The 12,874-nt window shown below is 41.8% G+C and carries 11 protein-coding genes; 5 read left to right on the top strand and 6 right to left on the bottom strand.

Annotated features, from left to right (window positions below; all coding sequences use genetic code 11):
- Positions 1-97: 97 nt before the first annotated feature.
- From NYR63_RS03605 to argA, 4 genes are all read left to right on the top strand, one after another.
- The gene (locus NYR63_RS03605; protein ID WP_005597053.1) at positions 98-1,366 is read left to right on the top strand and encodes an O-acetylhomoserine aminocarboxypropyltransferase/cysteine synthase family protein; all 1,269 of its coding nucleotides are present in this window, start codon (positions 98-100) and stop codon (positions 1,364-1,366) included.
- Positions 1,367-1,565: 199 nt separating this feature from the next.
- Entirely contained in the window at positions 1,566-2,660 is a 1,095-nt protein-coding gene (gene hisC / locus NYR63_RS03600; protein WP_279458227.1) for a histidinol-phosphate transaminase, read from the top strand.
- 12 nt (positions 2,661-2,672) lie between these two features.
- Positions 2,673-3,971 carry a 3-phosphoshikimate 1-carboxyvinyltransferase gene (aroA, locus tag NYR63_RS03595; RefSeq protein WP_279458226.1) on the top strand — a complete coding sequence of 433 codons (1,299 nt, stop codon included), beginning with the start codon at positions 2,673-2,675 and terminating at the stop codon, positions 3,969-3,971.
- Positions 3,972-4,116: 145 nt separating this feature from the next.
- Entirely contained in the window at positions 4,117-5,430 is a 1,314-nt protein-coding gene (gene argA / locus NYR63_RS03590) for an amino-acid N-acetyltransferase (RefSeq protein WP_279458225.1), read from the top strand.
- Positions 5,431-5,523: 93 nt separating this feature from the next.
- On the opposite strand, the gene NYR63_RS03585 is transcribed toward argA, so the two are convergent.
- Entirely contained in the window at positions 5,524-6,420 is an 897-nt protein-coding gene (locus NYR63_RS03585; protein WP_279458224.1) for a LysR family transcriptional regulator, read from the bottom strand.
- A 141-nt stretch (positions 6,421-6,561) separates the two neighbouring features.
- On the opposite strand from NYR63_RS03585, the gene topA reads away from it, so the two are divergent.
- The gene (topA, locus tag NYR63_RS03580) at positions 6,562-9,171 is read left to right on the top strand and encodes a type I DNA topoisomerase (protein ID WP_279458223.1); all 2,610 of its coding nucleotides are present in this window, start codon (positions 6,562-6,564) and stop codon (positions 9,169-9,171) included.
- Positions 9,172-9,234: 63 nt separating this feature from the next.
- Here the strand turns inward: topA and NYR63_RS03575 are convergent, their stop codons facing one another.
- The 5 genes from NYR63_RS03575 to moaC all read right to left on the bottom strand — a co-directional run bounded on the left by NYR63_RS03575 (position 9,235) and on the right by moaC (position 12,809).
- A complete protein-coding gene (locus tag NYR63_RS03575) occupies positions 9,235-11,037 on the bottom strand; it encodes a GNAT family N-acetyltransferase (RefSeq protein ID WP_279458222.1) in 1,803 nt (600 codons plus the stop codon).
- A complete protein-coding gene (gene ybeY, locus NYR63_RS03570) occupies positions 11,037-11,528 on the bottom strand; it encodes an rRNA maturation RNase YbeY (RefSeq protein WP_275217824.1) in 492 nt (163 codons plus the stop codon). The genes NYR63_RS03575 and ybeY overlap by 1 nt, the downstream gene beginning before the upstream one ends.
- A gap of 81 nt (positions 11,529-11,609) precedes the next feature.
- On the bottom strand, positions 11,610-12,065 hold the full coding sequence (gene moaE, locus NYR63_RS03565) for a molybdopterin synthase catalytic subunit MoaE (RefSeq protein WP_005597033.1): 456 nt from the start codon (positions 12,063-12,065) through the stop codon (positions 11,610-11,612).
- Entirely contained in the window at positions 12,066-12,311 is a 246-nt protein-coding gene (gene moaD, locus NYR63_RS03560) for a molybdopterin synthase sulfur carrier subunit (protein WP_005597031.1), read from the bottom strand.
- 21 nt (positions 12,312-12,332) lie between these two features.
- Complete coding sequence (gene moaC, locus NYR63_RS03555) at positions 12,333-12,809, bottom strand: cyclic pyranopterin monophosphate synthase MoaC (protein WP_279443587.1); 477 nt, start codon at positions 12,807-12,809, stop codon at positions 12,333-12,335.
- Positions 12,810-12,874 lie beyond the last annotated feature (65 nt).

Raw genomic sequence — 12,874 nt, 5'->3', positions numbered from 1 at the left:
GGAAAATCCTAACGGATCATTCGCTAAAACTAAGCGTATAACTGTATCGTTTTCTGTTACAATCAAAAAACTTTACTCAACCAAAAAGGGAATATTTATGAATTTTGAAACACTTTGCCTACATGCAGGCTATACGCCGAAAAACGGCGAGCCGAGAGCTTTACCTATCGTACAAAGTACGACATTTACCTATGATAGTGCGGAATCTATCGGGAAATTATTCGATTTAGAAGAAGCGGGCTTCTTTTATACTCGTTTAGCAAATCCGACGACGAATGCGGTGGAAGAAAAAATTGCGGCGTTAGAAGGCGGGGTTGCGGCTATGTGTACCGCATCGGGGCAGTCTGCGGTTTTCTATGCGTTAATGAATTTACTTGAGTCCGGCGACCATTTTATTTCCGCATCCAGCATTTACGGCGGCAGTTATAACCTATTCGCACATACGTTCCGCAAAATGGGGATTGAAGTGACTTTTGTCGATCAATTTGCCCCGATTGAAGAATTGAAAAAAGCGATTCGTCCGAATACTAAAGCGGTCTTCGGTGAAACTATTGCAAATCCGGCGTTACGCGTATTGGATATTGAGAAATTTGCCGCATTAGCGCAAGCGGCGGAATGTCCGTTAGTTGTCGATAATACTTTTGCTACGCCGTATTTCTGCCGTCCTTTTGAATTCGGCGCTAATATAGTGGTACATAGTTCATCAAAATATCTTGACGGTCATGCGGTCGCATTGGGCGGGGTGATTATTGACGGCGGAAATTTCGATTGGAATAACCCTAAATTTAAAGCCTTCCACCAACCGGATGAAACCTATCACGGGCTGGTTTATACCGAAACGTTCGGTAAAGCGGCGTATATGGTGAAAGCTCGAGTGCAATTGATGAGAGATTTAGGCGCGACGCCCGCACCGCAAAACAGTTTCTTACTGAACTTAGGGTTGGAAACATTATCCCTCCGTATGAAACAACATTTTGCCAATGCTAAGGCGGTTGCGGAATTTTTAGAAGCGCATCCTCAAGTAAAAAGCGTATATTATCCGGCATTGGCAAGTTCACCGGATTTCGCATTACAGCAAAAATATACGCCTAACGGCTTATGCGGCGTGCTTTCTTTTGAATTAAAAGGTAATAAAGAAACTGCGATGAAATGGCTGAATGCGCTTAAGTTAGTTTCTCGAGAAGTGCATGTGGCGGATATTCGTACTTGTGCGTTACACCCGGCAACTTCTACGCATCGTCAGTTAAGTACGGAAGATCTCAAAGCGGCGAATATTTCCGAAACATTGATTCGTCTTTCGGTCGGGATCGAAACGCTGGAAGATATTCTGGCTGATTTAACTCAAGCATTTGAGCAAGCTGTGTAAAGACTTAATATGAATGTATAAGCGGTCGTAAATTTTCCTAGATTTACGACCGCTTGTTTATGAAGGGAAGAGAGAAAATCAATCCATTACGTTTGTATTAATTTCTTTCCATCTGTAACATATTTTTTACTGGCAAAGATTGGGATTCTTTAATACAATCTTTCAACAATGAAATAAAAATAATGTTACAGAGGTAAAAATGCAATTTCTCAACATCGCCAACGAGGGTGTGAAATCCCTTTCTCCTTACCAAGCGGGTAAACCGATTGAAGAATTAGAACGTGAGCTGGGTATCAGCAATATTATTAAACTGGCTTCTAATGAAAACCCGTTCGGTTTTCCGGAAAGTGCCAAACAAGCGATTATTAAGCAATTAAATGATCTTACTCGTTATCCGGATGCTAACGGATTTGAGCTGAAAGCGGCTATTTCAAAAAAATTCGGTGTACAACCAAATCAAATTACCTTAGGTAACGGTTCAAACGATTTATTGGAATTATTTGCGCATACTTTTGCCGGCGAGCAAGATGAAATTATCTATTCGCAATATGCCTTTATCGTGTATCCGTTAGTGACTAAAGCGATTAATGCGGTGGCTCGTGAGATTCCGGCAAAAAATTGGGGACATGATTTAGAGGCGTTTCTTGCCGCAATCAATGAAAAAACCAAATTGATTTTTATTGCTAATCCGAACAACCCAACCGGCAATTTCTTAACTGAAGCTGAAATTGACGCTTTCTTAGCGAAAGTACCGGCAAATGTGTTGGTAGTACTCGATGAAGCCTATACCGAGTTTACAGACGCTTGCGAGCGTGTCGATTCATTCGGTTTATTAGCAAAATATCCGAATTTAATTGTTTCTCGTTCACTTTCCAAAGCTTACGGACTTGCCGGATTACGTATCGGCTATGCAGTATCTAATGCTGAAATCGCCGATTTACTCAATCGTGTACGTCAGCCGTTTAACTGTAACAGCCTTGCATTAGTTTCTGCAATTGCGGTGATGAATGACGATGCGTTTGTGGAAAAAGTTGCGGAAAATAATCGCCAAGAGATGCAACGTTATGAAGCATTCTGCCAAGCACAAGGTTTGGATTATATTCCTTCCAAAGGTAACTTTATTACGATTGATTTCAAACGTCCTGCTGCACCGATTTACGAAGCCTTATTACGTGAAGGCGTGATTGTTCGTCCGATTGCCGGTTACGGTATGCCGAATCATTTACGTATCAGTATCGGTTTACCGGCAGAAAATGACCGCTTGTTTGCCGCATTAGTAAAAGTATTGGGTTAAGCAGAGAATAAAATGGAAAAAATTACATTAGAGCCGATTCGTCGTATAGCAGGTGAGATTAATTTACCCGGTTCAAAAAGCCTTTCGAACCGAGCATTATTATTAGCCGCCTTAGCGAAAGGGACGACTAAAGTTACTAATTTATTAGATAGCGATGATATTCGCCATATGCTCAATGCGTTAAAAGCGTTAGGGGTAAACTATGTATTATCGGAAGATAAGACGGTTTGTACCGTTGAAGGAATTGGCGGTGCATTTAACTGGCAAAACGGGCTGGTATTATTTTTAGGCAATGCCGGTACGGCAATGCGACCTTTAACGGCGGCACTTTGCTTAAAAGGATCTTCGGAAGCGGAAGTGGTTTTAACCGGAGAACCTCGTATGAAAGAACGCCCAATTAAACATTTGGTTGATGCGCTTCGCCAAGCAGGTGCAAGCGTTCAATATTTGGAAAATGAAGGTTATCCGCCGGTAGCAATCCGAAATACTGGCTTAACAGGCGGAAAAGTACAAATTGACGGTTCAATTTCTAGCCAATTTTTAACCGCTTTACTGATGGCGGCACCGCTTGCCGAAGGCGATATGCAGATTGAAATTATCGGTGAACTGGTATCAAAACCTTATATCGATATTACCTTAGCGATGATGAAAGATTTCGGCGTAAGCGTTGAAAATCAAGATTATCAAACCTTTATCGTTAAAGGTAACCAAAGTTATATTTCACCGCAGAAATACTTAGTGGAAGGTGATGCATCATCTGCGTCTTATTTCTTAGCCACCGGTGCGATTAAAGGTAAAGTGAAGGTAACCGGTATTGGTAAAAATTCGATCCAAGGCGACCGCTTGTTTGCCAATGTGTTAGAAGCGATGGGAGCTAAAATCACTTGGGGCGACGATTTTATCCAAGCGGAGCAAGGCGAGCTTAAAGGTGTGGATATGGATATGAACCATATTCCGGATGCAGCAATGACGATTGCGACTACCGCATTATTTGCCGAAGGGGAAACCGTGATTCGTAATATTTATAACTGGCGTGTTAAAGAAACCGATCGTTTAGCGGCGATGGCGACCGAATTGCGCAAAGTGGGAGCAACCGTTGAGGAAGGCGAAGATTTTATTCGTATTCAGCCTTTACCGCTCACGCAATTCCAACACGCAGAAATTGCAACCTACAATGATCACCGTATGGCGATGTGTTTCTCATTGATTGCATTATCTGATACACCGGTCACGATTTTAGACCCGAATTGTACGGCAAAAACATTCCCGACTTATTTCACCGAATTTGAAAAGTTGTCGGAAAGAACATAAAAAGCGATAATAAGCGGTTAGATTTGTAAAAGAATTTACAAATTCAACCGCTTTTTTATGGGTATAAATAAATTTTAATTCATTTTTATTGCATAAATATTCATTTTGATATAAATTTATCAAAAATAAAAATAATGAGGAAGTTATGCGTAACACAGAATTAGTCCAATGGTTCAGACAATCCACGCCTTACGTAAATATGCACAGAGAGAAAACCTTTGTGATTATGCTAGACGGTAATGCGATTGCTCACCCGAATTTTATTAATATTACCAATGACATCAGTTTGTTGCATAGTTTAGGCATCAAGCTGGTGATTGTGTTTGGTGCTCGTTGCCAAATTGACGAGTTATTGGCAAAAAATCAGATGAGTTCCGCTTATCATAAGCATATTCGTATTACCGATAGCAAAACGTTAGAAGTGGTTAAGCAAGCGGTCGGCGGATTGCATTATGATATTTTTTCTCGTTTGTCATTACGTTTACCGAATTCTCCGGTACTAAATGTAGTAAGTAGCAATGCGGTATTAGCGCAACCGCTTGGTGTAATTGACGGTGTGGATTACGGTTTAAGCGGTAAGATTCGCCGGATTAATATCGAAGGGATTCAGCAACAATTAGCGCAAGATGCGATCGTGGTTATCGGTCCGATTGCGCCTTCGGTGACTGGAGAAATGTTTAATTTACCGTTTGAGGAGATTGCAACGCAAATTGCGATTAAGTTAAAAGCGGATAAGCTAATCGGTTTTTGCGATCAGCAAGGGATCTTGGATTCGGAAGGCAATGTGTTATCGGATTTACACCCTCGTGAAGCTAAACGTTATTTAACGCAATTTATTGAGTCCGGACAATATCATCATTCTGCCGCCCGTTTTTTACAAGCGGCCATTGAAGTTTGCCATGCCGGTATTAAACGTTCGCATTTACTCAGCTATAAGGAAGACGGTTCATTACTGCAAGAGTTGTTTTCTCGTGACGGTATCGGTACGCAGTTATCGGAAGAGAGTTCGGAAAATATTCGTTTGGCAACCTCATTTGATATTCCCGGTTTGTTAAATTTGATTCGACCGTTAGAAGAACAAGGCATTTTAGTAAAACGCTCGCGTGAACAATTAGAAATGGAAATCAGCAATTATACCATTATTGAGCGTGACGGCATAGTGATTGCGTGTGCGGCATTGAATCATTATCCGGAAGAAAAAATGGCGGAAATGGCTTGTGTGGCGGTTCATCCCGATTATCGAGATTCATCACGAGGCGATGTGTTATTAGAAGCGATTAAACGCCGTGCCTATAAATTACAAGTTGAGAAATTATTTGTGCTAACGACACGCACAACCCAGTGGTTTCAAGAGCGCGGCTTTGTACTTTCCACAACAGACGATTTACCGAAAGAGAAACGTGAACATTATAACTATCAACGAATGTCAAAGATTTTAATCCTGGATCTCGGACAGTAAGCGGTCGGATTTTATTGAATATTTGCAAACGCCTTTTCTTAAAAAGAAAGGCGTTTTGTTTTGCAAAAAATAGAAAATCAAACCGTTTATTGCTTATTTCACTAAATATTGATGACGCTCTTGCATAAGATTTGCCAAAAATTCAATCAGCACTTTTACTTTGGGCGATAAGTAACGGCGGTGCGGATATAAAATACTAATATCGATCGAATGTTGTTTATATTGAGGTAAAATTTCCACCAATTTACCGGCACTTATTTCTTCTTTGGCTAGAAACAGCGGTAAATTAACGATACCCTGTCCCGCTTTAGTCATCTGTAATAGCGCATAGCCGTTATTGGAAATGACGTGCGCATTCGGTTTTATTTTCACTTTCTGGTCACCGTCCGTAAATTGCCATTGCTGATGATTTTCATAGATTAAGCACGTATGTTCGGCTAATTGTGCTAAATTTTCCGGCGTACCGTGTTTTGCTAAATATTCTGGCGAGGCAAGCAGTACGAGTTCCGAACGGGCAATACGTTTTGCGACGATAGAGCTGTCTTCAAGGGCACCGATACGTAATACCAAATCATAGCCTTCCGCCACCACATCAACACGACGATCACTAAATTCAATATTGAGCTGAATATTCGGATAGGTTGTCATAAATTGCCCTAGATAAGGCGCAACGAAACGTGACCCGAAGTCCATCGGCAGAGAAATTGTGATTTTCCCTTGTAATGTTGAGGTAATATTGCTTACACTATTCTCCGCATCTTTTAATTCGTTAAGAATGGGCAAGCAGCGTTGATAATAAAGTAAACCTGCTTCGGTGGGAGTGATCTTACGAGTTGTACGGTGTAATAGTCGTACGTTGAGATGTTCTTCAAGTTGAGCAATCAATTTACTTGCCATTGCCAATGAGATCTGTTCCAGTTGGGCGGCTTGAGTAAAACTTTGCGTTTCTATTACTCGACAGAAAAGATTAATTGCATTGAGCTTATCCATTTTTTATCTCTCTAGATATTGTTTTTTATAATTAGGCTTGCTATTGTCGATACATTTTGGGTCAAGCAGTATTAAATATCAACTAAAAAGAAATAAAATCTAATATATTTCTTAAATTATTTACATTTTGGGTAGTTATTCATGGGAAAATCATTAGTTATTGTGGAGTCGCCGGCGAAAGCTAAGACGATCAATAAATATTTAGGTAGCGATTATGTAGTGAAATCGAGTGTCGGTCATATTCGTGATTTACCTAAAAGCGGTAGTGAAAGCGAGAAAAACGAAAAAGCAAAACCGGTTTCCACCAAAGGCATGACTGCAGAACAAAAAGCAAAATTAAAAGCAGAAAAAGAACGTGCCGCATTAGTTAAACGTATGGGGATCGACCCTTACCATGATTGGAAAGCAAATTATCAAATTCTGCCGGATAAAGAAAAAGTTGTTTCAGAATTAAAATCCTTGGCGAAAAAAGCCGATCATATTTATCTCGCAACCGACTTGGATAGAGAAGGGGAAGCGATTGCTTGGCATTTGCGAGAGGTTATCGGTGGTGATGACGAACGTTTTAGCCGAGTGGTGTTTAATGAAATCACTAAAAATGCTATTCAAAAAGCGTTTGAGCAGCCGGATCATTTAAATTTAGACCGCGTAAATGCGCAACAAACACGCCGCTTTTTAGACCGCGTAGTTGGCTTTATGGTATCGCCTTTACTTTGGAAAAAAGTCGCGCGAGGCCTATCTGCAGGGCGTGTACAGTCGGTGGCGGTTAAACTGTTAGTTGAACGTGAGCGAGAAATTAAAGCGTTCCAACCGGAAGAATATTGGGAGATCTTAGCCAATACGCTGACGGCTAAAGGGAAATTACCGCTAGATTTAATCGGCTATAAAGGTAAAAAATTCTCGGCAAAAAATCAGAAACAAGCGGACGAAGCAGTAAAATCGTTACAAGGTAGCGAATTTATTGTTTCAGAGATTGATAAAAAGCCGACTTCATCAAAAGCAAGCCCGCCATTTATTACTTCAACATTGCAACAAACGGCAAGTACTCGTTTGGGCTTTGGTGTTAAAAAAACCATGATGTTGGCGCAACGCTTATATGAAGCGGGTTACATTACTTATATGCGTACCGATTCAACCAATTTAAGCCAAGACGCATTAGCGATGGCGCGTGGTTATATTGAAGCACAATTCGGCAGTGAGTATTTACCGGCTAAACCGAATTTCTATTCAAGTAAAGAAGGTGCGCAAGAAGCGCATGAAGCGATTCGTCCGTCAGACGTGAATGTAAAAATGTCTGATTTAAAAGGTATGGAAAAAGATGCCGAGCGTCTTTATGAGCTTATCTGGCGTCGTTTCTTAGCTTGCCAGATGACTCCGGCTCGTTATGATTCAACCAGCCTTACCGTTACGGCAGGCGACTATGAATTAAAAGCGAAAGGGCGTGTATTGCGTTTTGACGGTTGGACGAAGGCATTACCGGTACAAGGTAAAACGGCTGAAGACCAAGTGTTACCGGAAGTCGCACTCAATGAAAAATTAGCGTTAGAAGCAGTGCTACCTAGCCAACACTTTACTAAACCGCCGGCGCGTTTCTCTGAAGCCGCACTGGTTAAAGAATTGGAAAAACGTGGTATCGGTCGTCCGTCCACCTATGCTGCGATTATCTCAACGATTCAAGAGCGCGGTTATGTGCGTACTGAAAATCGTCGTTTCTATGCGGAAAAAATGGGTGAAATCGTTACCGATCGTTTAGATGAATCATTTAGCGATTTAATGAATTACGACTTTACCGCCAATATGGAAGAAACGCTCGACCAAATTGCGGAAGGTAATAAGAACTGGAAAGAAGCGCTTAATAATTTCTTTAAGGATTTCTCTGAGCAGCTCACCAAAGCCGAATTAGATAAGTTGGAAGGCGGAATGAAGCCGAATAGCCTTGTGCCAACGGAAATTGACTGTCCGACCTGTGGCAGAAAAATGGCAATTCGCACCGCTTCTACCGGTGTATTCTTAGGCTGTACCGGTTATGCGTTACCGCCGAAAGAGCGTTGTAAAACCACAATGAATCTGATTCCGGAAGCGGAATTACTCAATGTGCTAGATGAAGAATCGGAAGCGAAAGCGTTATTAGCCCGTAAACGTTGTCCGAAATGTGATTCGGCAATGGATAGCTATGTGATCGATCCGCAACGGAAATTACATATTTGCGGTAATAATCCGAATTGTGACGGTTATGTATTAGAGCAAGGTACATTCAAAATTAAAGGTTATGACGGCCCGATTGTTGAGTGTGATAAATGCGGTGCGGATATGCACCTCAAACTTGGTCGTTTCGGTAAATATATGGGCTGTACCGCTTGCGATAACACCCGTAAGATTCTGAAAAACGGTGAAGTGGCTCCGCCGCGCGAAGAGCCGACTCATTTCCCGGAACTCAAATGTGAGAAATCGGATGCGTATTTCGTATTACGTGACGGCGCAAGCGGTGTGTTTATGTCGGCACACAATTTCCCGAAATCACGTGAAACACGTGCGCCGAAAGTTGCCGAATTAGCACAATACCGAGATCGTTTACCGGAAAAATTACAATATCTTGCTGATGCACCTCAACAAGATCCGGAAGGAAATGAAGCGATTATCCGCTTTAGCCGTAAAGAAAAGCGTCAGTATGTGACCTCTGAAAAAGACGGCAAAGCAACCAAATGGATTGTCGATTACCTTGACGGTAAATGGCTAGAACGTAAAAAATAACGAGTTCGAAAATGAAAAACCACCGCAATAAGCGGTGGTTTTTTTATACCAATTTGCAACTGATTAACGTGCGTATCGCAAGTAGCTGGAAACTAGGCTACGCAAGTTGTCCAACCATTCTTTTTTGCCTTGAATACTCTCGAATTGTTGCCAGAGATTGGCTAATACACCATGATTGCGAGGATCTTGCCGGTAAAGACGTGTTAGGCTTACATAGCTTGCCGCCAGAGAACGTTGCGCTAATGCGAAGCCTTCTATATTGCACCAGTCTTGCTCGTCCATTTGCAGTTGCACAAGCGGTCGAATTGGCAACATATTTTGCAATTCTGCATAAAACGGCTGTAATGCTAAATCTCGTTCAAATCTGGCAGTAGCTTGTTGTACAAACCGCTGACCTTTGGCTGAAATCGGGTAGAGCATCATCGCACTGTGATAGCCGCTACTGGCTTCTTTAGTCGGGGTAATTTGCACTAACTGAAAACCGCATTGTTGCCAAAAATGTAGTAGATGTTCCGTGAGTCCGAAGCTGACTGAAACATAATCCACAAGCGGTCGATTTTGCTGAATTTTTTGCAAAATAAAGTCAGAAATTAACCGCTTGCCAATTCCTTGCTGTTGCAATTCAGGTTGCACCGCAATACGTGAGATGCGTACCGAACGTAGCTGACAGGCTTCGAGTAAGTTACCTTGGAAGCAAAGGTATTGTGCGACTAAATTGCCTTGTGGGCGGCGTTCTCCCCGCCAAATGGCTTCAGCTAATTCAGGTTCCAAACCACCTTCTGGTACAGCCCAAATGCCGCCGACTAAACGCTGATGCTCGGAGAAAGAATGTAGTAACTGATCTTGTGCATCAAATAATCGGCGTAAATCGCTGGGTGTCGTTTTGTAATGTGCTTCCGCCAGTAAATGATAAAACTCGGCATATTGATTAGTTCCAGTTGGCGGTGACATAATCAATAACTCATCGATAAATTGTTCCAACGGATCATTTTCATCCCAACGAAGCGGCTTAGTCAGTCGCCATTCTCGATACTGCTTGGTAAGCTGTTGTGGGAATTTCAGGCTAAAGCCTCGCCCGGTACCTTCATAATTATGTGTAGTCGTGGTTAAGACCACTTTGTCGAAATACTCACAGAACTGATGTAACATTGGTAACGGCAAACTTGCCGATTCATCAATAAATAACCAACTATTTGCCGCAATTTGGTTTGCCGCGATTTTTTGTAATAGATGATCGGGTGCAAAAAAAGGAATATTCTGCGCAGCAGACTTCCAAAAACTAGGTAAGACCGAGTGACTTCTTGCAGTAATCAGTACCGATTCCGTTTGGGCTAACTGCTGGGCTAATTTCCCGGCGAGGGTTGATTTGCCTCGTCCGCGAGGTGCGGTGATCAAATGAATAGCGGAGGTATCAAGCGGTAATTTTTCAAAGATTTTTTGCTGTTGTGGCGTAAGATTTTCAGTCGCTTGGCATTGGAGCGGCTGCTTTGGCAAACTAAAGTCCGTTTCTGCCAATGTTTGCAAGTGAAAGCCGAATTTTTGTACCAATGCTTTAAAGTAGCGATAGAAATTCGGCGTAGCAATTACTTTACCGCTATTCCAGCGTTGCGAGTCAAAATCAGGTTGTTGTTCCAACGTATCCCAATTCGGGCAAATGAGATAGAGCGTACCTTTTGCCTGAATCGTACCGGCAATAATCGCTAATGCGTCTAAGTTAAGACATACACCGCCTTCAGCGCGCATATCATAAATTGCATAGGGGTGTTCTTGCCCCAAATATTGTTTAGCTTGGGAGATATTGCCACTATGAATAACAATGCCCCCGTCAAGCGGAGGCATTTCAGCTAAAATCACCAGTTTACGCATTATTCTTCAATCACTTTTTCTGATATATACGGATCTTCAAAACCTAAACTTTGCATAATTTCGGTTTCTAAACCTTCCATTTCTTCCGCCTCTGCATCTTCAATATGATCGTAACCAAGCAAATGTAGTGTGCCGTGAATCGCTAAGTGCGCCCAATGTGATTCGAGTGAAATTTGTTGTTCTTGTGCTTCTTTTTCCACCACTTGGCGGCAAATAATCAGATCACCTAATAACGGCAATTCAATACCTTCCGGCACTTCAAACGGAAATGAAAGTACATTGGTCGGTTTGTCTTTACCACGATAGGTTAAGTTTAATTCGTGGCTTTCCGCTTCGTCCACGATACGAATCGTGATTTCCGTTTCAGGGAACTCTTCGGTTTGCGTTTCGTGCGCTAACGCACGTTGCACCCATTGGGTAAATTGTGCTAAAGACGGAAGATCTTCACTGTTCTCAGTAGCAATTTGTAAATCAATAATTGGTGTTGTCATAAATTCTCAATATATAAAAAACGGAATGTTGTCAGATATTATAAACCTTCTGACACATTCCGTGAATCTAAGGGGCGTGATTTATTGCCATTTATCCGCTTCAAGTTGGTCGCTTTCTCTGCCTTCTATCCAGCGGTCGCCGTCTTGTGTAGTTTCACGTTTCCAAAACGGCGCACGGGTTTTAAGATAGTCCATAATAAATTCGTTAGCGTGATAAGCATCGCCTCGATGTGCCGAACTTACCCCAACCAATACAATTTCATCGCCGGTATGAAGCTGCCCAATTCGATGAATTACCGCTACACGTTGTAAATCCCAGCGGCTACGTGCTTCATCCACAATTTCTTGGAGGGCTTTTTTAGTCATTGCAGGGTAATGTTCCAGATATAAACCTGACACATTATCACCTAAATTCATTTCTCGCACTTTGCCGACAAAAAGCGTGGTTGCTCCAACACTATGATGTTCGCTTAACCAACGATAAATCGCATTTTGATCAAAGGTTTCTTGTTGAACTTCGATTAACGTCGTGCGCATTTAGCCTCCTGTCACCGGTGGGAAGAATGCTACTTCATCACCGTCTTTGATTGCACTTTCCAAAGGTGAAATGCTTTGGTTAATTGCCACTAATAATTTGCCTTTTTCTAAGGCTAATTGCCATTTTTTACCTTGCTGGCTTAAATGTTCACGTAATTGTTCAGCGGTTTCAAATTCGGCAGGAACGGTTAAAGCATCAACGCCAACCAATTCGCGTACCTGTGCAAAAAATAAAACGTTAATCATATTTATCCCTAAATGTAATTCTTATTCCGCATTAAATTCGCCCGATTTACCACCACTTTTATGTAGTAAACGAACATTTTCAATCACCATATCTTTTTGTACCGCTTTACACATATCGTAAATCGTTAGTGCAGCAACACTGGCAGCGGTTAGCGCTTCCATTTCCACACCGGTTTTACCGGTTAATTTACATAGTGATTCGATTCGTACTTGATTGGTTTCCGGTAGAGCTTCAAGTTGTACTTCAACTTTTGACAGGAGAAGAGGATGGCAAAGCGGAATAAGTTCCCAGGTTCTTTTTGCCGCTTGAATCCCTGCTATACGAGCAGTAGCAAATACATCACCTTTGTGATGGTTGCCGGAAATGATCATTTGTAAGGTTTCGCTATTCATTGAAACGAATGCTTCGGCACGTGCAACACGGACAGTTTCTTGTTTCATCGAAACATCAACCATATTGGCTTCGCCGTTAGTGTTTATGTGGGTAAATTGGTTCATAAATAGGTCTGTTTAATTTTTTGTGTAAATAATAATATCGAGCTTAATATCAAACCGTTTTTGTT

The sequence above is a fragment of the Actinobacillus genomosp. 1 genome (genome assembly GCF_029774175.1).
Classification (GTDB): Bacteria; Pseudomonadota; Gammaproteobacteria; order Enterobacterales; family Pasteurellaceae; genus Actinobacillus.
This window is presented reverse-complemented; position numbering and strand designations above follow the sequence as displayed.